The sequence below is a fragment of the Mycolicibacter hiberniae genome, from assembly GCF_010729485.1.
Classification (GTDB): Bacteria; Actinomycetota; Actinomycetes; order Mycobacteriales; family Mycobacteriaceae; genus Mycobacterium; species Mycobacterium hiberniae.
This window is the reverse complement of sequence record NZ_AP022609.1, coordinates 1-18,690: the sequence shown is the minus strand read 5'-3', so window position 1 is coordinate 18,690 and position 18,690 is coordinate 1. Positions and strand designations below refer to the sequence as shown.

11 protein-coding genes and 10 pseudogenes are annotated in these 18,690 nt (G+C 66.1%); 14 read left to right on the top strand and 7 right to left on the bottom strand.

Translation table 11 applies throughout. From position 1 onward, the window contains the following. Nucleotides 1–2: 2 nt before the first annotated feature. Nucleotides 3–776, bottom strand: coding sequence for a TetR/AcrR family transcriptional regulator (locus G6N14_RS00090; protein ID WP_085136612.1), 774 nt, complete (start codon nt 774–776; stop codon nt 3–5). 192 nt (nt 777–968) lie between these two features. Here G6N14_RS00090 and G6N14_RS00085 point away from each other — a divergent pair. After that, nucleotides 969–2,158: pseudogene (locus tag G6N14_RS00085) on the top strand (amidohydrolase family protein). A 39-nt stretch (nt 2,159–2,197) separates the two neighbouring features. On the opposite strand, the pseudogene G6N14_RS00080 reads toward G6N14_RS00085, so the two are convergent. From G6N14_RS00080 to G6N14_RS00065, 4 genes and pseudogenes are all read right to left on the bottom strand, one after another. Then, nucleotides 2,198–3,027: pseudogene (locus G6N14_RS00080) on the bottom strand (enoyl-CoA hydratase/isomerase family protein). Further along, nucleotides 3,024–4,116 (bottom strand): annotated as a pseudogene (locus G6N14_RS00075) (hydroxyacid dehydrogenase). Before G6N14_RS00075 ends, G6N14_RS00080 begins: the two co-directional pseudogenes overlap by 4 nt. Further along, nucleotides 4,113–5,227 (bottom strand): annotated as a pseudogene (locus tag G6N14_RS21335) (TauD/TfdA family dioxygenase). Before G6N14_RS21335 ends, G6N14_RS00075 begins: the two co-directional pseudogenes overlap by 4 nt. Before the next feature lie 37 nt (nt 5,228–5,264). After that, the gene (locus G6N14_RS00065) at nt 5,265–6,047 is read right to left on the bottom strand and encodes an HpcH/HpaI aldolase family protein (protein WP_085136758.1); all 783 of its coding nucleotides are present in this window, start codon (nt 6,045–6,047) and stop codon (nt 5,265–5,267) included. 78 nt (nt 6,048–6,125) lie between these two features. Here G6N14_RS00065 and G6N14_RS00060 point away from each other — a divergent pair, with 78 nt between their 5' ends. The 3 genes and pseudogenes from G6N14_RS00060 to G6N14_RS00050 all read left to right on the top strand — a co-directional run bounded on the left by G6N14_RS00060 (nt 6,126) and on the right by G6N14_RS00050 (nt 8,983). Then, entirely contained in the window at nt 6,126–7,271 is a 1,146-nt protein-coding gene (locus tag G6N14_RS00060) for an acetyl-CoA acetyltransferase (protein ID WP_085136608.1), read from the top strand. Continuing rightward, the gene (locus G6N14_RS00055; RefSeq protein ID WP_085136607.1) at nt 7,271–7,681 is read left to right on the top strand and encodes a Zn-ribbon domain-containing OB-fold protein; all 411 of its coding nucleotides are present in this window, start codon (nt 7,271–7,273) and stop codon (nt 7,679–7,681) included. The genes G6N14_RS00060 and G6N14_RS00055 overlap by 1 nt, the downstream gene beginning before the upstream one ends. A gap of 1 nt (nt 7,682) precedes the next feature. Further along, a pseudogene (locus G6N14_RS00050) lies at nt 7,683–8,983 on the top strand (amidohydrolase family protein). A gap of 10 nt (nt 8,984–8,993) precedes the next feature. Here G6N14_RS00050 and G6N14_RS00045 read toward each other — a convergent pair. Then, nucleotides 8,994–10,565, bottom strand: a complete 1,572-nt coding sequence (locus G6N14_RS00045) for a class I adenylate-forming enzyme family protein (RefSeq protein ID WP_085136605.1) — start codon at nt 10,563–10,565, stop codon at nt 8,994–8,996. Between the two features lie 55 nt (nt 10,566–10,620). Between G6N14_RS00045 and G6N14_RS00040 the strand changes: the two are divergent. Continuing rightward, nucleotides 10,621–11,481 (top strand): annotated as a pseudogene (locus tag G6N14_RS00040) (SDR family NAD(P)-dependent oxidoreductase). 8 nt (nt 11,482–11,489) lie between these two features. Here G6N14_RS00040 and G6N14_RS00035 read toward each other — a convergent pair. After that, nucleotides 11,490–12,310, bottom strand: a pseudogene (locus G6N14_RS00035) (enoyl-CoA hydratase/isomerase family protein). Nucleotides 12,311–12,407: 97 nt separating this feature from the next. On the opposite strand from G6N14_RS00035, the gene G6N14_RS00030 reads away from it, so the two are divergent. The 9 genes and pseudogenes from G6N14_RS00030 to G6N14_RS21405 all read left to right on the top strand — a co-directional run bounded on the left by G6N14_RS00030 (nt 12,408) and on the right by G6N14_RS21405 (nt 18,642). Further along, on the top strand, nt 12,408–13,658 hold the full coding sequence (locus tag G6N14_RS00030) for a hotdog family protein (RefSeq protein ID WP_085136602.1): 1,251 nt from the start codon (nt 12,408–12,410) through the stop codon (nt 13,656–13,658). A gap of 7 nt (nt 13,659–13,665) precedes the next feature. After that, entirely contained in the window at nt 13,666–13,941 is a 276-nt protein-coding gene (locus G6N14_RS21410; RefSeq protein ID WP_235674192.1) for a Clp protease/crotonase-like domain-containing protein, read from the top strand. After that, a complete protein-coding gene (locus G6N14_RS00025; RefSeq protein ID WP_407663152.1) occupies nt 13,871–14,470 on the top strand; it encodes an enoyl-CoA hydratase/isomerase family protein in 600 nt (199 codons plus the stop codon). The genes G6N14_RS21410 and G6N14_RS00025 overlap by 71 nt, the downstream gene beginning before the upstream one ends. Beyond that, nucleotides 14,467–15,699 (top strand): annotated as a pseudogene (locus G6N14_RS00020) (acyl-CoA dehydrogenase family protein). The gene G6N14_RS00025 and the pseudogene G6N14_RS00020 overlap by 4 nt, the downstream one beginning before the upstream one ends. Then, nucleotides 15,696–15,965, top strand: a complete 270-nt coding sequence (locus G6N14_RS20725; protein WP_235674190.1) for an enoyl-CoA hydratase/isomerase family protein — start codon at nt 15,696–15,698, stop codon at nt 15,963–15,965. The pseudogene G6N14_RS00020 and the gene G6N14_RS20725 overlap by 4 nt, the downstream one beginning before the upstream one ends. Further along, nucleotides 15,890–16,333 carry an enoyl-CoA hydratase/isomerase family protein gene (locus G6N14_RS20720; RefSeq protein WP_235674189.1) on the top strand — a complete coding sequence of 148 codons (444 nt, stop codon included), beginning with the start codon at nt 15,890–15,892 and terminating at the stop codon, nt 16,331–16,333. Before G6N14_RS20725 ends, G6N14_RS20720 begins: the two co-directional genes overlap by 76 nt. Before the next feature lie 97 nt (nt 16,334–16,430). Then, nucleotides 16,431–16,592: pseudogene (locus tag G6N14_RS21330) on the top strand (enoyl-CoA hydratase/isomerase family protein); the annotation flags it as partial. Nucleotides 16,593–16,671: 79 nt separating this feature from the next. Then, nucleotides 16,672–17,220 carry an enoyl-CoA hydratase/isomerase family protein gene (locus tag G6N14_RS00010; protein WP_268967477.1) on the top strand — a complete coding sequence of 183 codons (549 nt, stop codon included), beginning with the start codon at nt 16,672–16,674 and terminating at the stop codon, nt 17,218–17,220. A gap of 13 nt (nt 17,221–17,233) precedes the next feature. Further along, a pseudogene (locus G6N14_RS21405) lies at nt 17,234–18,642 on the top strand (AMP-binding protein). Nucleotides 18,643–18,690 lie beyond the last annotated feature (48 nt).

Below are 18,690 nucleotides of genomic sequence, written 5' to 3'. Positions count from 1 at the left end.
CGCTACTTACGGGCCGTGCGCGCGCGCGACGGGCGCGAAGCCCGCACTGGCGCCGGCTTCTCGTCCGCCGGCGGCGAGATCGCCTGCTTACACCAGGCCCACAACTGATCTTCGGTGAGCTCGGCACCCTTGGTGCCGAGCTGGAACACGCCGATCTGCGCGAGTGCGGTCAGAGTCGAGTTCAACAGTGTGGTCAGCTGCGCGGGCGTCAGATCCCTGCGAACCAGACCGGCACGCGAACAGGCCGTCACGATCTTGGTGAGAAGCTTCTGATGCGGCTCCCAGATCTTCGCAAAGTCGGTGGGACGTTCGATCTCCAGGCTGAGGTTGTAGATGGTCATGACCCGACCGCCGGACTTCTCCGAGGATTCAGCACGGGAGAGGAATCCGCGGCAGAACGCTTCGAGTTGCTCCATCGGCCCGTCCGCGGCCGCGACCTCCTGGCGGATACTTTCGGTGAACTGACTGGTGACGTCTTCGTAGAGCGCGAGCAGCAGCTCTTCCTTGCCCGCAAAGTGCTGGTAGAAAGCCCGCAGACTCAGGCTGGAGCGATCGATCAGCGTCTGGATGGTGAAGTCGGCTCGCCCGGACTCTTCGATGAGCTCGAGAGCCGTGGCCAGGAATCGCGAACTCCGCGCAAGGGCGCGTGCCCGCGCAGCACTGAGTCGCCGGTCGATGGTTCGCTGTTGCCAGGTCGTGCCGGGGCTGTCCAGTTCGGCTTCGACAATCTCCAACTCGGCCGGCGCGCCGCCGGGAGTGCCTTTCTTCGCGTTCATGATGCCTCGAAGGATACGGGATCGCCGGCGAGAATTGTCCGTCTACCTACACGAGCATGTTGATTTTCGCCGGCCGCGCCCCGCCATCCCAGCACCGGGCGCGGTACCGATACGCTATCGTGGAAACGCGCATTCTCGTTTTTAACAAATACTTGCTGTCGGGCGTGGCGAAGGAGTACGGCGTTGAGTTCAATCAGCTCTGCAGATATTCCGATCGTCTCGCCGGACGACCACCTCGTCGAGCCGGCCGACCTGTGGACCAGCAGGCTGCCCGCGCGCTACCGGGACGTCGGGCCGCGAATCGTCAGGCACCGCGGACGTATGGACCCCAGTGTCACCTCCGACGTCGCGTTCATTGACGACGCGGGCGGCCGCGAAGCCGACATCTGGCATTACGAAGACGCCCTCATCCCGATCCCGCTCATCAGCGCGGCGGCGGCTACGAGATCGACGAACTCACCACCGACCCGATCACCTACGACGAGATGCGCCCCGGCTGCTACCGCGTCGCGGACCGTCTCGCCGACATGGATATCGCTGGGATCGAGGCCTCGGCGTGCTTCCCCAACACGCTCGTCCGGTTCTGCGGGCAACGATTCCTCTACGGCAAGGACAAAGACCTGTCCCTGCTCTGCGTCCAGGCCTACAACGACTTCCAGATCGACGAGTGGGGCGCGGGGTCGAACGGTCGGCTGATTCCACTCGGAATCATCCCGCTGTGGGACGCAGAGCTGGCCGCCAAAGAAGTGGAGCGGGTTGCGGCCAAAGGCATGCCCGCCGTCTGCTTCTCCGAGCTCCCCGCACGCCTCGATCTGCCGTCGATCCACAGCGGCTACTGGGACCCGTTCTTCGCCGCCTGCGAACGCAACAACGTCGGCATCATGATGCACATCGGGTCGAGCTCATCACTGACCAAGTCGTCGCCCGACGCCCCGCACGTGGTCACCAGTGCGCTCATGGCGGTCAACTGCACGATCGCACTGGTGGACTGGCTGTTCTCGGCCAAGCTGATGCAGTTTCCCCAGCTCAAGCTGGCGTTCGCCGAGGCACAGGCCGGTTGGATCCCCTATTACCTACAACGCGTCGACGAGGTGTGGGAAGACCGTCGGGGATGGGGCGGTATCCACCCGTTGCTCACCGCGCCGCCGAGCAGCCAGATACCCGGCCGGGTGTGGTTCTCGACCTTCGGCGATCCGGTGGCGTTTCGCATCCTCGACCTCATCGGGCCCGATCAGCTGATGTTCGAGACCGACTACCCGCACAACGACACCAACTGGCCACACAGCACCGAGGTCGCCAACAAGGCGACCGAAGGTCTCGATGAGGAAACCAAGCGAAAGGTATTGTCCACCAACGCGAAGAATTTCTTCGGCTTGGCGTAGGAGAACGGGCGAGGCTTCAAGCGCGAAAAGCGCGACGATCTAGCGCGCCTGCCACTGCGGCGTGCGCTTCTCCAAGAACGCTCGCGGTCCCTCGATCGCATCCTTGGTCAGTGCCACCTTCATGCGGTAGTTCTCGGCCAGCAACTCCGCCTCGTGAATCGGCAGCGTCAGGCCGTTGCGCACCGCCATCCGTGATCCGCGCACGGCCAGCGGCGCATTCGCGTTGACGATCTCGGCGATCTCCCAGGACCGGTCCAACAACGCGGCGTCTGGCACCACCTCGGTGAAGATGCCCAGATCGTAGGCCCGCTGGGCACTGAGCCGCTCATGACGCCCCATGAGCACCAGCCGCATCGCCACCGGAAGCGGCAGGATCCGGGCCAGTCGTACGGCTTCCCGCCCCGACGCCACGCCGATACTCACATGCGGGTCCATCAAGGATGCGCTCTCCGCGGCGATGGTGATGTCCGCCGTGGTGACCAGATCCATACCTGCACCGCACGCGATTCCGTTGACCGCACAGATAATCGGTTTGGTCATCTGCAGCCAGGGCGGTGTCGCCTCCTGCGGGGCATCCCACTGCCGCAGCGAGCTCAGGATGGGTTCGCCTTGGTTGTCGATTCCCGCGGCGTTTTCCATGTCGTGGTCGGCGGCCTTGTTGACATCGGCGCCCCACACAGCGCCCGGCCCGCGCCGGTGATGATCAGGGTCCAGATGTCCGATGACGTCTCGACCTCGGCGTACACCTCGGCCAGCTCGGCGATCATCTCGTCGTTGATGGCGTTGAGCACCTCGGGTCGATTGAGGGTCACACATGCCGTGTGCCCGCGCACCTCGAACTCGATCGTCTGGTATCCCACAGTCCTCACCTTCGCGTTGAGTCGAAATCCGCCGGGTCAGATTCGGCGTGTGGACGGAAACCGAACACGTCGTTGAACCGCTCGCAGTAGCGCGGCCACACATCGGGATTGAGCAGCCGGGGCGGCAGCTGGCCCGGCAAAGATCGCCTTCCACTGGGTCGCGGTGGCGACCGCGATATCGCGTGCCGCCTCGACGGTGATTCCGGCGGTGTGGGGGGTCGCCACGACATTGTCCATCTGCAGCAGCGGATCATCAGGCCGGGGCGGTTCGGTATGGAACACATCGAGGCCGGCCCCTGCTATCGCGCCGCTGCGCAAGGCGTCCAGCAGCGCGTGCTCGTCGTGGACCGGCCCGCGCGCGGTGGTGATGAAGTACGCCGTCGATTTCATCGCGGCAAACTCCGCGCGCCCGAGAAGTCCCTCGGTCTCGGCCGTCAGCGGACAGGTGACCTGGACGAAGTCCGAGCATCGCATCAGCTCGGCAAGCGCGACCCCGACCACCCCGAGTTCTGCTGCTCTGGCCTCGTCCAGATACGGATCGTAGGCGAGCACGTTCATCCCGAACGGAGCGCAGAGTTCCACGAGTCGAGAGCCGATCGCCCCGAGGCCGATGACCCCGAGAGTCTTGCCGAGCAGCTGAGTTCCGCGCAGGGTCAGCCGGTTCTCCACCGGTCCCGCGCGCAGGGCGCGGTCTGAGACGGTGATCTTCTTCGCCAGATCGAGCATGAACCCGAGCGCGTGTTCGGCCACCGCCTCCGCGCCGGGCCCCGAGTTGTTGCACACCGCCACACCGGCACGCGTGCAGGCCTGCACATCGATCACGTCGTAACCGGCCCCGGCAGAACAGACCGCCAACAGGTTCTCGCACCGTGCGATCAGCTCGGCCCCGGCCAGATACTGCGAGGCGCCGGGTAGTGACGCGGTGTCGGTACGGGTGGCCACCTGGTAGCCGTGCGCCGACTCCAGTACCGACCAGTTGCGTTCGGCCGGCGCCGACAGATCCAGCCTGACGACATCGATGTCGGCGGTCTCCAGCACGTCGCCGGCGACGGGGTCGGTCCACCGCTCGTATGCCAGCCGCGGGTACGTCCTGCTCACCGGCTTGGCTTGGGCTTCACCTGGGCGGCCTTGAACATGTCGGCCAGCTCGGCGTCAACATTCTTGTAGTCGTTGCGCGCTATGGAGCCGTCCCGGCCCGGCACTACGTCGTACCCGAGCCGCATGTCCTTGTTCTCCATGTGGAAGTACTCGCGGCCGAGCGGCAGTCGGCGGTCCTCGCGCGGCACCTCCATCCAGGCTCGCAGGAAGCAGCGCGCCTTCTTCGGGTCCGTGCTGCTGACGAAATCGGAGCGTGAGTGGCACATCGCAAAGTTATTGGCCACCGCGGCCTCCCCCGATTCGAGCCGGAACTCGACCTGTTGCTCGACGAGTACCCGCCGGAGCAACTCAATGGCCTCATTCTGTTCGGGCGTGAACTCGCGGCCCAGGGTCTTCATCGCGGGCAGGATGCTGCTGTACGTGAAGTTGATGCAGACCCGGCCGTCGACCTGCGAGAACACCGGCACGTCGTACGGCGTGACATCGGGCTGGTCATCGGGCTGCTCGCTGCGACGATGGTGCGGGAACCCCTGGTAAAGAACCGGCAGCAGGTCAGGTCGCTCCGCCAGGATCCGATTGTGCGCCGCGGGCCGCTGGCGAACTGGCTCTCACCACCGGACAGCGCCGGATACACACACAGCAGCGACAGAATGTCGGCGGCATCGTTGTGCATCGCCAGCTCCGCGCTGGACTTGGTGCCCCGGGCCGGTTGTACACCGTTGGGCAGGATCTCCTCCTGGACCCGAACCAGACGGTCACCGAAGGAGTTGTTGGACACCGGATATCCCAGATGCCAGCAGAACGCCCAGTAGATCCGCTCCAGATCCTCCACGGAGTGCTGCTCGACCGGGAATCCGCGGACGCACGCCAAGCCCTTGCCGAACATCAGGTCGCGATACAGCCTCGCGAGGTCGTCATCGAGGTCGGGATGGCGCACGTCGTCGAAGGTGATGTCGTCTCGGTCCCTTGCCGCTGTCCGCACCAGGATCGACTCCAGCGCCGCCACATTGCGGGCGGACAGGTCGAAGCAGAGTTCCTCTTTGCTGGTGAAGTCAGCGCCGGTCCACGCCATCGAGTCGCTGACCTGTGCGGTGTGTATCGCGGTGGGCATCCCGGGCTCCTGTCGTCGTGCGCGGCCTGTGCGCTTGTCAGCGACCCGTCGACAAAGCACGGAGCGCCAGCGCGCGGGAGCCGGCCGCCTCGGTCATCATCCCGACATCGGTCCCCGCCGAAATGAATCGCAGGCCCAGGCCCACAAACCGTTCCAGCAGTTCAACCGACTTGATACCGGCGATTCCCAGCGCCACGCCGTGTCTACGACAAGCCGCTGCAACAGAGCGTACCGCAGAATGGAAATCATCATTCTCGTAATCGCCGTGGATTCCCATCTCGGCGGTCAGGTCACTCGGGCCCAGCAGGATCATGTCGACACCGGGGACCGCGGCAATCAGGTCACAATCCGCTACGGCTTGCACGGTTTCGATCATGACGGCCACGACCGTCTGGCGCTCCAGCTCGGCGGTGAGTCCGGACGGTTCGAGGGGACGATATCCGCTCACCACACTGGGGCCGGAGATCGACCGCCGCCCGACCGGAGGGAACCTGGCCGCAGCCACCACCGCGGCCGCCTCGTCTGCCGAATTGACATGTGGAACAATAACTCCCACTGCGCCACCATCGAGAACTCGCGCGATCACCCCGGGGTCCTGTGAGGGCACTCGGACCAGGCCCGCGATGCCCGCACCGACGGCGCCCACACACATCAGCGCTGCCGTCTCCAACGACGTCGAGGTGTGCTCAAGGTCGACGTAGATCGCGTCGTAACCGCAGGCGGCAGCGATCGCCGGCACCTCGGGCGTCCGAGAGTTCAGCAGGGCCAGACACAGCACCAACCGGTCGCCGCGCAACTCCGCCCTGAGGTTGTTCCGCATCATGCTGACGTTAGCGGAATGAGAATCACTATTGACGGTGTTCGGTAAACGCCGTTACCGGTGTGGTTACCATGTGCTATGCCGTCCAAGCGCGTTGCCATCGTGGGAGCGGGACTCTCCGACTGCGGGCGGGTGCCCGATATGACCGCGATGGGGCTGATGGCCCAGGCCGCACGCCGTGCTATTGCCGACGCCGGCCTGTCCAAGGACGATATCGAGGGTTTCGGCGGCCACGGGACGCTGCTGCCACCGATCGAGGTCAGCGAGTACCTCGGCCTGGGGCCGCGCTGGGTCGATGCCACCAATGTGGGCGGCTCCTCGTGGGAGGTGATGGCCCGACATGCGGTCGCCGCCATCGCGGCGGGCGAGGTCGACGTCATCCTGCTCACCTACGGCTCCACCGCCCGCTCGGACGTCAAACGGCGAACCCGAGCCTCGGCTGCGGCGATGGGTGCCGGAGGTGCCATGCAGTACGAGGCTCCCTATGGCGCCACGCTGATCGCCAAGTACGCCATGGCCGCCCGCAGGCACATGATCGAGTTCGGCACCACTGCCGAGCAACTGGCCGAGGTCGCGGTCGCCGCGCACGAGTGGGCGGCCGGCAACGAGAACGCCTTCGACCGGGAACGCATCACCGTAGACGACGTGGCGGCCGCGCCCATGCTGGCCGATCCCTTCACCGCCAAACACGTCTGCCTGCGCACCGACGGTGGCGGCGCGGTGGTGCTGGCCAGTGAAGCCGTGGCCCGCAACTGCGCCAAGGAGCCGGTCTGGGTACTCGGTTCCGCCGACGCCGCCTCGCACGTCAGCATGAGCGCCTGGGATGACTTCACCACGTCGGCCGGTGCCCTGTCCGGACCGGCCGCCTTCGCCCAGGCCGGTGTGCGTCCCGCCGATATCGATGTGTGCCAGCTCTACGACTCCTTCACCGCCACTGTGCTGTTCACCGTCGAAGACCTCGGCTTCTGCGCCAAGGGCGAGGGAGGCGCATTCATCGGTTCGGGGGCATTGCGGCCCGGTGGCGCGCTGCCCACCAACACCGACGGCGGCGGGCTGGCCGCCTGCCACCCGGGAATGCGCGGCATGTTCCTCATGGTCGAAGCGGTGCGGCAGCTTCGCGGTGAGTGCGGCGAACGCCAGGTCGAGGATGCCGAGCTCGCCTGCGTACACGCTACCGGCGGCTTCTTCAGTCACAGTGCCACGATGATCCTGGGGAGGCAGTGATGACGAGCCCCGATCGACCCACCATCGACGTGGACAGCGCGGCATGGTGGTCGGCCATCCAGAACGGCAGGCTGCTGGTCAACGCGTGCCGGGATTGTGGCCGAAACTCGCTGCATCACAGGTCGTTCTGCCCACACTGCTGGAGCGAAGACGTATCGCCCAACCCGGCATGTGGCCGCGCAACGCTCTATACCTGGACCGTCGTCCACCAGAACGCCGCTCCTTTCGACGCGCGCACTCCGTATGTGGTCGCCATGGTGGACCTGGCCGAGGGGCCACGCCTGATGACCAACATCGAAAACTGCACCGTCGAGCAGCTCGATGCCGGGCTGGAGCTCATTCTCGACTTTCGCCACGGCGAAGACGGCTTCGCCATCCCGATTTTCACGCCGGCACGCGAGAGGAAATGAAGTGAACAAAGACGACATGATCCTGGTCAGCGTCGACGATCACATCGTCGAACCGCCCGACATGTTTGCCAACCACCTGCCCAAGAAGTACCAGCACGACGCTCCGCGACTGGTGCACGACGCAGACGGCAGCGACCGGTGGCAGTTCCGCGACGTCACCATCCCGAACGTGGCGCTCAACGCCGTTGCCGGCCGGCCCAAGGAGGAGTACGGACTCGAGCCGCAGGCACTCGATGAGATCCGGCCCGGCTGTTACAACGTCGACGAACGCGTCATGGACATGAACGCCGGCGGCATCCTGGGTTCGATGTGCTTTCCTCCTTCCCGGGCTTCGCCGGGCGGCTGTTCGCCACCGAGGACCACGACTTCTCCCTGGCACTCATCCAGGCCTACAACGACTGGCACGTCGAGGAGTGGTGTGGCGCCTATCCGGCCCGGTTCATCCCGATGACGCTGCCCGTGATCTGGGATCCCGCAGCATGCGCCAAGGAGATTCGCCGCAACGCCGCCCGCGGCGTGCACTCGATGACCTTCACCGAGAACCCGGCGGCGATGGGCTACCCGAGTTTCCACGACCTGGAGCACTGGAAACCCATGTGGGATGCGCTGGTCGACACCGATACCGTGCTCAATGTGCACATCGGCTCCTCGGGTCGACTGGCCATCACCGCACCGGACGCTCCGATGGATGTGATGATCACCCTGCAGCCGATGAACATCGTGCAGGCCGCCGCGGATCTGCTGTGGTCCAAGCCGGTCAAGGCCTACCCGGACCTCAAGATCGCGCTGTCCGAGGGCGGCACCGGGTGGATCCCGTATTTCCTCGACCGTGTCGACCGCACCTACGAGATGCACTCGACGTGGACCGGTCAGGACTTCGGTCAGCAGAAACCCTCGGAGTTCTTCCGCGACCATTTTCTGACCTGCTTCATCTCCGACCCGGTCGGGGTGGAACTGCGCAACAAGATCGGCGTCGACAACATCTGCTGGGAGGCCGACTACCCGCACTCGGACTCCATGTGGCCCAGCGCCCCCGAGGAACTCGATGCGGTGCTCAAGCAGTTCGACGTACCCGACGCCGACATCAACAAGATGACCCACGAGAACGCCATGCGCTGGTATCACTGGGACCCGTTCACCCACATCACCCGCGAGCAGGCCACCGTCGGAAGTCTGCGCAAGGCCGCCGAGGGCCACGATGTCTCGATTCAGGCGCTGTCCAAACGGGACCACAGTAGCCAGTCGTCGGACTGGCAGGCCCAGATCAAAGAGGCCACCGTCAACGTCAGCGGTTCCGACTGACGTCTGGCGATCAATCTGCTGCGACCAGGCGGTCGGCCACCACCCGTGGCCGACCGGCCGCATGCTCGTGCAACCTGTTGCGCGCCACCTTGCCGTTGGCATTGACCGGCAGCGGCTGATCCCAGAACACCAATTCCTCGGGCAGCTTGTACTTGGGCAGTCCGGCCGACACCAGCGCCGCAGTCAACTCTGCCAGCGACAACTCCGCGTCGCCGTCGAGCACCAGAGCCAGGGCCAATCGCTCTCCGGTGGTCGCATCGGGAACCGAGTACGCCGCGCATTCGCCGACACCGGCTATCGCGGCCACCGCCTGCTCGACCTCGGCAGCGGGAATCTTCATCCCGTTGCGGATCACGATGTCCTTGATCCGCCCCACGATGCGGACCCGTCCGCCGTCGACCTCGGCGACGTCGCCGGTGCGGAACCACTCTCCGTCGAAGGCGTTGTCGTCGGCGGCGGGATCGGTATAACCCAGAAAGGTGTGCGGACCACGGATGCAACACTCCGCCGAATCCCCGCTCGAACCCAGTCGCACCTCGACATCGGCCAGCGGCACTCCGTCGTCGGCATGTCGCACCTGCCGGGCGTCCGTCCGCTGCCCGGAGGTGCTGACCGGGACCTCCGAGGATCCATACGCTCGCATCACGACGATGCCGAAGTCATCCTCGACGCGTTCGACGATCCGTGGGTCGAGCATGGTGCCGCCAAGATATACCGCACGCAGCGGCACCGGACTTTCCCGTGCCACCGCCTCGTCGAGCAGCCGGTCCAGCAGGCGGTCGGGTCCGCCGTACCACGTCGCCCCGCTGGACAATAGGAAGTCGCACGTCCCCGCGGGATCCCAACGGTCCTCCAGCACGATCGGCGCCGCAAGCATGGGACCGATGAACAAGGCCTGCACCACACCGGTGACAGACGCCAGCGGGCTGATCAGGAAGATCCGGTCCGCCGGCCCCAGTCCGGCGGCGGCGATGTAGTTGGCGGACGCCTTGTGCAGGGTGCTCAGCGAGTGCACCACCCCCTTGGGCTCGGCGGTGGTCCCCGAGGTGTACAGCACAAACGACGGTTCATCGGCGGGCCGGTGGGGCCGATGCGGTGCCGGTGCCCTGAACGAGTCACCCTCTGAGCTCGCGATCCACCTGCACCTCGTGGCCAGCTCTTCGGCCGCCGTCGGCCAGTTCGGCGCCAAACCGAACGATGCCCCGGTGCGATCAATGATCTGAGCGATCTGCGCAGCGCCGGCGCTGCGTGGCACCAGCAGCACGACGGCATCACAACGCTGAACCGCGTGCACGGCGGCCACCGAGTCGACGTCGTTGCCGGCCACCACGACAACCGCACTCCCCGGCGCCGCGCCAGCCCCGGTCAGCTCCCGGCATATCCTGTCGATGCGGCCGTCCAGTTCAGCAAAGCTGATCTGTTCGCCCCGATCGATCAATGCGATCCTCTCGGGATGCCTTGCCGCAGTGTCGTGTACAAGGTCCAGCGACTGCTGCGACCAATGCCCGGCGGCCCGATAGCGCGCCCGCAGTCCGGCGGCGCGCGGCCCCGCATTGCCCAGAAGACCGGTCGGGCACGTCATGAGATCCTCCGATGCAAACAATAATTCTCGATACTGCGAATGTAACCTCTCACCCATGACACTTGCATTCGACAACCAGGTAGCCATCGTCACCGGTGCCGGCGGAGGGCTCGGCCGCTGCCACGCGATCGAACTGAGCGCCGCGGGCCCGGGTTGTGGTGAACGACCTCGGCAGCGCAGTCGACGGCAGCGGCGCCTCCGAGTCGGTGGCCCAGCGCGTTGTGGACGAGATCACCGCGGAGGGGGGAACAGCCATAGCGAACGCCGATTCGGTGGCCACCGAGGCGGGTGGTGAGGCCATCGTCACGGCGGCACTGGAGGCTTACGGGCGCGTCGACATCCTGGTCAACAATGCCGGGATTCTGCGCGACGCCGCCTTCAAGAACATGACAGCCGACCAGTTCGGCGCAGTGATTGCCGTACATCTCACCGGCGCGTTCAACGTGACCCGCGCAGTGTGGCCGATCATGCGGGAGCAGAACTACGGCCGGATAGTGCATACCACTTCGGGCACCGGTCTTTTCGGCAACTTCGGACAGACCAACTATGGGGCCGCCAAGATGGGCCTGGTCGGAATGATGCATGTGCTGGCGATCGAGGGGGCACGCAACGGCATCACCGTCAACGCCATCGCGCCCATCGCGCGGACCCGGATGACCGAGGACATCATGGGCGAGGCGGCCAAGGCGATGGACCCGGAGTTGGTCACCCCGGTGGTGGTGTATCTGGCGCACCGCAGCTGTGAGCGCACGGCCCATATCTATTCGGTCGGCGCCGGCAAGGTGTCTCGGGTGTTCATCGGCGTGACGAAAGGAATCGAGGACCCGCCCTGACCGCCGAAGGCGTGGCCGCCGCGATCGACCAGATCGACGACAGCTCGTCGTTCACCATCCGGGGCGGGCCCGCCGCCGGCTGAAGGCACGCTCAGCGCCCGCGGAACCGCGGCGACCGGCGCTCGGCGAAGGACTGCAGACCTTCGTGCAGATCAGCTGTGCGGGAGTTCAGTTCGGCCGCCCATGCCTCCTGCTCGAACCCACGCTCCCGCGGCGACTCCGCCGAAACCGCGAGCAGGCGCTTGGTCAGGGCAAGCATCACCGACGGCCCCGCCGCCAGCTGTACCGCCAGGGCGTCCGCGGCCTGGTGCACCTCGTCGGCGGGCACTACGCGGTTCACCAGACCCAGCCGCAAACACTCCTCGGCATCCACCGGCTGACCCAACATCAGCAGTTCGGTGGCCTTACGCAGGCCGACGATCCTGGTCAGCAGGTGCACGGCCCCGGAGTCGGGCACGATCCCGCGATGCACGAATCCTCGACCAACGCCGACTGCTGCCCCATCACCACCAGATCGCACGCCAGCACCAGACTGGCACCGCCACCTAACGCTGTTCCGCTGAATGCCGCCACAACCGGTTTGTCACAGTCGAGGACAGCGCCCACCAACCGTTGCCAGCCGTGCGCCAGTTGGCGCGCAATATCACCCGGACGCCGGTCGGGGGGAAGCTGCCTGGACGTATCGGCTGGTGCCGATGCCAAGCCCGCACCGGTACAGAAGTGCCGCGAACCCGTTGACGCCAAGAGTACCGCTCGAACTCCGGGGTCTGCGTGTGCACTGATCAGGACGTCGGCGAGCGCATCTCGAGCCAATGGCGACAAAGAGTTTCCGACGTCTGGGCGGTCTATGACGATGCGGCCCACATTGTCGGACCCCACGTCGTAATTGATCCCGATCGGTTCTTCCGGCATCCAAACCCGCCCTACGTTAACGTCGCTTTCCGTTTTCGGGTATCTTAATTCTCACTTTGGTCTCGACCAAGTGCATGCGCCATGAGGAGGTTGCGCGATGACCGGCACCGGCCAAATCACCGATGAGGCGCTGGAACGGCTGCGGGCCACCATCGGCATCGCCGTCCCCAACCCGCAGCCACCGCACTACCGGCGTCCCAACGAAGACGCCTTTCGCCATGCCGCGGAGAGCTACGGCGACGGAAATCCACTGTGGTGCGATCCCGACTATGCGTCCAAATCGGTTTGGGGCGAACCGATCGCGCCGCCGCCGCTGATAGGCGGTGACACCGTGATCGGAGAGGACGAAGTCACCGAGCTGTCCGAGGCGGACCGCGCGCTCACCAAGGGCGACCCGCTGCGGGGTGTACACGCCTTCTACGCGTCATCGTCGCGGGAATGGTGGGCGCCGCTGCGAGCAGGACATCGCGTCTATCGGCGCAACGCCCTGGTGGCAGCACTCGACAAGACCAGCGATTTCGCCGAGCGCGCCGTCCACGAGTGGACGGCGCAGGTCTTCCGCGACGACGAGGGAACCATCCTCGGAGGCCAGTACCGCAACATGATCCGCACCGAACGCAGCAAGGCCCGCGGTCGCAAGAAATACCAGGGGGTCGAGCTCAAGACCTGGACACCGGAGGAGATCACCGAGATCGACGCGCGGTACCCGAGGGAGGCCCCGCGCGGGTCCGAGCCGCGATGGTGGGAAGACGTCCGGGAGGGTGACGCCGTCGGGCCGCTGACCAAGGGGCCACTGACCGTCACCGACATGGTCTGCTGGCACGTCGGCATGGGCACCGGTATGTACGGTGTGCGACCGCTACGGCTGGCATGGCGCAACCGGCAGCGAATTCCCCGGTTCTACACGCCCAATGAGCAAGGTGTGCCCGATGTTGCGCAGCGCGTCCACTGGGACCCCGATGCTGCCCGCGGCGCCGGAAACCCGACCACGTTCGACTATGGCCGGATGCGCGAGACGTGGCTCATCCATCTGTGCACCGATTGGATGGGCGATGACGCCTGGCTGTGGAAATTGGACTGCGAGTTCCGGCTGTTCAACTACGTCGGCGACCTGCACACCATCTCAGGGACCGTGGTGCGCAAGTTCCTCGCCGAGGGGGACCGGCCGGCCGTCGAATTGGAATTGGCGGCCACCAACCACCGAGGCGAAATCACCGCGCCGGGCCATGCCACCGTCCTGCTGCCCAGCCGTGAACGAGGTCCGGTCCGGCTACCCGATCCGCCCGGCGGAGCAACCGACCTCACCCAACTGCTGACCGCGGTGTCGGCGCGGTTCGCGCAGGATTGAGCCGCTGATGACCTACGCCGGCGTCCCGGGCCTCGTGGTAGAACACCGGGGCCACGAGTTGCGCCTGACCCTCGACCGTGCCGAGCGGCGCAACGCGATCGACGATGTAGTCCTCGACGCCCTGGTGGCCCACGTCGCGGCAGCCGGTACCGACGAAGAGGTGCGCGTCATCCGCATCGACGCCAACGGGCCGGACTTCTGCGGGGTCGGACCTGATCACAACGACCGCACCTTTTGCACGCAAACCGCGCGTCGGCGCCACCCAGCGCAGACTGCCGAATAAGGCCAACCGGCTCATCCCGCTGATGCTCGAGACGCAGGTGCCGATCGTCTCGGTGGTGCACGGCTGGGCTGCCGGACTCGGGTTCCATATCGCCCTGGCATCCGACTTCTGCCTGGCCGCCGACGACACGAAATTCTGGGAACCGTTCATGGCCCGCGGTCTGAGTCCGGACAGCGGCGCCGCATGGCTGCTGCCCCGCCTGATCGGGATGGTGCGCACCCGCCGACTACTGATGCTCGGCGAGGAGCTCTCCGGTGCTCAGGCCGCAGCATGGGAGATCATCCACGAGGCCCACGCCCCAACCGATCTGGCTGCCGCTGCCGACGAGTTCACGAACCGGATCGCGACCGGGCCGACGGTCGCGCTGGGCCTCACCAAATGGCTGCTACAGAGCGGGAACGGACTGGACCTCGACCGGCACCTCCACAACGAAGCCATGGCTCTGGAACTGGCGACCCGCAGTGACGACTTCAAAGCGGGCCTGGCGGCCTTCCGGGAGAAGCGGGAAGCGGAGTTTCAGGGTCGATGACACTGCCGATCGACGCCTCGAGCACCGCAGAACAAGCGGTAGCCACAGTTGAGCAATGGATACGGGCCGAGGTGCCTGAACACTGGCGCGCCGCGGCCGAAGGTCCGCGGGCACTGCGCACCGTCCGCACCGCGGACGCCTACCGGCGGTGGTATCCCACCTTCGCCTCATCCGGCCTGGTCGTGCCGGGCTGGCAGCCGGAGCACGGTGGGCTGGGGGTCTCCGGCGACGTGGCGCGCGCCATCGAAACCGCGCTCGCCCCACTGCGGTTGACGCGCCTGAACCCGTTGGGCCTCAACAACACGGCGGCGGCTCTGTTCAGTCACGGGACCGAACAGCAGCGCTTGCGGTTCCTGCCCCCCATCGTGCGGAACGAGGAGAAGTGGTGCCAGCTGTTCAGCGAGCCCGGTGCCGGCTCGGACCTGGCTTCACTGGCCACTCGCGCGGTACGCGACGGCGACGAATGGGTGATCACCGGTCAGAAGGTCTGGACGACCTGGGCCGATGAGGCCGATTTCGGGATCTTGCTGGCGCGCACCGATCCCGAACTGCCAAAACATCGGGGCATCACCTACTTTCTGCTCGATATGCACCAATCCGGTGTCGACGTGCGCCCGTTGCGTCAGATCACCGGTGAGCGCGAGTTCAACGAGGTGTTCCTAGACGGCGCGCGGGTTCCTGATGCGCACCGGGTGGGCGACCTCAACGACGGCTGGCGGGTCAGCGCATCGACGCTGTCGGTCGAGCGCCAGATGGTTTCGGGATCGGGCTCCGGCGGCATGGGCCGGCTCGGCGGTTCCAGCGCGCAGCGGTTGATCGCATTGGCGCAGGAGACCGGCCGCTGGGCCGATCCCGTCATCCGCACCAAGGTGATGCGTCTATGGGCGCAGGAACAGGTACGCGGCTGGACCAACGCCCGGTACGGCAGGCGCTGGCGGCGGCCAGTCACCCGGCGCCGCGTCGTCTATCGGAAAGGTCCACCAGGCCACGCTCAACCAGCAGATTCAGGATCTCATCGTCGACCTGGCGGCACCGCTTCGATCGCCTGGCCCGCTCCGATGACGACGACGCTGCCGCGGGACGTCCAGGGCTGGATGCGCAGTCTGGCCAACGGCACCGAGGGCGGCACCACCGATATCAACAAGAACATCCTCGGCGAACGGGTGCTCGGACTGCCCAAGGCCCGATCCCTGGAAGGAAAGCCGTGGAAGGACATTCCGCGATCGTGACCGACTACGAACGGCTGATTGTGCAGAAGAGCGGCGGCATCGGCTGGCTCATCCTGAACCGCCCGGAGGCCGGCAACGCCTTTGATGCGCTGATGCTCGACGAGCTCGAACACGCCTGGGCTGACCTCGAGGCCGACCCCGACGTTCGGGTGATCGTCAACACCGCCAACGGAAGGCGTTCTGCACCGGCATGGACGTCGTACAGGTGGCGCGCGACAGGGACGCCATGCGCAAGCACTCCCGGCGGACCCGGGACGCCGAGCTGAAGATCTCGTCTTGGCACTGCGATGTCTGGAAACCGGTGATCGCCGCGGTGAACGGCGTGTGCGCCGGCGGCGGGCTGCATCTGGTCGCCGACGCCGATATCGTGATCGCCGCCGAGTGCGCCTCCTTCGTCGACCCACACGTTTCCGTCGGGCAGGCCGTCGCCTACGAAGCGATCACCCTGTTGCGCAAATCGCCGATGGAGGGGATAACCCGAATGGCGTTGAGCGGTCGAGGCGAACGTATCTCCGCACAACGCGCCTACGAACTGGGCATCGTATCGGAGGTCGTCGCGCAAGACCGGCTGCGCACCGCGGCGGGCACGTTGGCCGCAGCGATCGCGACCAACTGCCCGACTGCGTGCGAGTGACCAAGCAGGCGCTGTGGCGGTCGTTGGAAGTCGGACTGACTCAAAGCCCGCCGCGAAGCGGCAGAGGCGATCGGCGCATGGGTTCTTCGGAGGTGTCATGACTTACCAGCGGCTGATCGTAGAGCGTCGCGGACCGGTCGGTTGGATCATCAACAACCGTCCCGAGCGACTCAACGCCTATGACCTGCTCATGCGCCAGGAGTTCCGCAGGGCATGGGCTGAACTCGACGCTGACACCAGCGTCCGGGTCATCGTGCACACCGGCAACGGCCGCGCGTTCCAGGTGGGCACCGACGTCGGAACTCGACGAAGGGACAACCGAGCAGTTCGGGGAGACGATGTCCTCCCTCGACCTCGGGCTCACCGCCTGGCATTGCAACGTCGGCAAACCGGTCATCACCGCGGTCAACGGCGTGTGCGCAGGTGGCGGCCTGCACTGGGTCGCCGACGCCGACATCGTCATCGCCTCCGCCGATGCGACTTTCGTCGATCCCCATGTCTCGATCGGTCAGGTCAGCGCGCTGGAGACCATCGCGCTGATGCGCAGATACCGCCGAGGCCGTGCTGCGGATGGCGCTGGTCGGCAGCCACGAGCGACTCACCGCGCAGCGCGCCACCAACTCGGCATGATCAGCCAGGTCGTCGATCCACCGGAGAAGCTGCGCGACGTCGCCCAGGAACTCGCGGAGAAGATCGCCCAAAACTCGCCGGCGGCATGCGCGCCACCAAGCGCACTGTGCGCCCTGGAGTACGGGTTGACCGACGCGTGCCGGGAAGGCGCCAAACACCTGACATCGATGTGGGGTCACCCCGACCAAGACGAGGGCCCGCGCGCCTTCGCCGACAAACGCTCCCCGCAATGGCTTCCGTTGGAGCCGGATTCATGAAGCCTGGCGCAGGCTGCTCGACGGTCTGCCGCCCATCGCTGTACATACCGTCGATCACGACGTCAGCCGCGAACAACTGATCGGCGGAGCCCAGTTGCTCGGCGACCTGCTGACTGCCGCAGGATTGCAGACCGGGCAGGTGGTGGCGGCGATGCTGCCCAACGACGCCATCACCGTCGCGGCGCTTTTCGGCACCTGGCTCGCCGGCGGCGTCTATACCCCGCTCAATCCGCGGGCGGCCGACGCAGAACTTGCCGAGCAGCTGGCTACCCTGCGGCCGGTCGCCGTGGTCACCACAGGCAGGTCGGCGCATCGCTTCGCCGCTTGCGGACTGCCGGTGATCACCGACAACGGGCGGCCTGGCGCTGTCTGCCGACGGCGCCGCCCGAACGACCCCAATACGACGCCGACGTCGCACTGCTGCAGTTCACCTCGGGCACCACCGGGAAGCCGAAGCCGGTGCCGCGGCACGCCACGGTGCTCGATCTCATCGACCGCCTGCTGAGCAAACTTCGGGGAAATTCGAACGCCCCCAGGGCCAAACGGGCGCCGATGCCGAATCTGGTACCCCTGTCGCTGTCGTTGTGGGCGGGTATCTACCAGGTGCTGTTCGCGTTCCGCGCAGGCTCCGGTGTGGTGCTGATGGAGCGCTTCACACCACGAGATTTCGCCATGCTGGTCAAGCGACACCGGTTGCGCTCCACCGTGCTGCCGCCGACGTGCGTTGACCATGGTGCTGCACGAGACGACGGTGACCGACCTGTCACCACTGACGATCGTGCGATCGGTCACCGCCCGTTGTCTCGATCCACGCCGCGGCCTTCCGCGACAAGTTCGGGTCGTGGTGCTCAACTCCTACGGTCAGACCGAACTCGGCGGCGGGTGGTCGGCTGGTCAGCCGCTGACGCCCGCGAATGGGGTGAGACCAAACTGGGGTCCGTCGGGCGCCCGTTGCCGGGGATCGATGTCATGATCGCCGATGACGAAGTGCTGGTGCGCACTCCGACGACGAAGGCCCGCAAAATCGACCCGGCGTTTTGGGACCGGCTCACCGCCGACGGCTGGTTTCGCACCGGCGATCTCGGCTGGTTCGACGACGACGGATTCCTCTGGCTCGACGGCGAGTGTCGGACATGATCAACCGCGGCGGGTTGAAGGTGTTCCCGGGCACCGTGGAGGATGTTCTGCTGTCCGCGGCGGGGTGCGAGGCCGCCGTCGTCGGCGTCGACGAGCGTGTCGGTGAGGTGCCGTGGGCGTTCGTGGTTCGTCTTGACGACACAGTGACCGTGCAGGATCTGGATGCCTGGTGCCGCGCGACTGACCCACCGGGTGCCCGCGCGCATCGTGTTCGTCGATCAGCTTCCGCGCAACGAGGTCGGCAAGGTGGTCAAACGCAACCTGCTGCCCGGCGATCACGAGTGATCCGACAGCTTCCCCGGCGGGATAACCGGGCCGCAGTCATGTCCTGAC

Excerpts from the sequence above, each read along its gene's own strand:
- G6N14_RS00055 (WP_085136607.1), top strand. The coding sequence starts at position 7,271 with ATGACGAGCCCCGATCGACCCACCATCGACGTGGACAGCGCGGCATGG.
- G6N14_RS00060 (WP_085136608.1), top strand. The coding sequence starts at position 6,126 with ATGCCGTCCAAGCGCGTTGCCATCGTGGGAGCGGGACTCTCCGACTGC.
- G6N14_RS20720 (WP_235674189.1), top strand. The coding sequence starts at position 15,890 with ATGGACGTCGTACAGGTGGCGCGCGACAGGGACGCCATGCGCAAGCAC.
- G6N14_RS21410 (WP_235674192.1), top strand. The coding sequence starts at position 13,666 with ATGACCTACGCCGGCGTCCCGGGCCTCGTGGTAGAACACCGGGGCCAC.
- G6N14_RS00090 (WP_085136612.1), bottom strand. The coding sequence starts at position 776 with ATGAACGCGAAGAAAGGCACTCCCGGCGGCGCGCCGGCCGAGTTGGAG.
- G6N14_RS00030 (WP_085136602.1), top strand. The coding sequence starts at position 12,408 with ATGACCGGCACCGGCCAAATCACCGATGAGGCGCTGGAACGGCTGCGG.
- G6N14_RS00010 (WP_268967477.1), top strand. The coding sequence starts at position 16,672 with ATGTCCTCCCTCGACCTCGGGCTCACCGCCTGGCATTGCAACGTCGGC.
- G6N14_RS00045 (WP_085136605.1), bottom strand. The coding sequence starts at position 10,565 with ATGACGTGCCCGACCGGTCTTCTGGGCAATGCGGGGCCGCGCGCCGCC.
- G6N14_RS00065 (WP_085136758.1), bottom strand. The coding sequence starts at position 6,047 with ATGCGGAACAACCTCAGGGCGGAGTTGCGCGGCGACCGGTTGGTGCTG.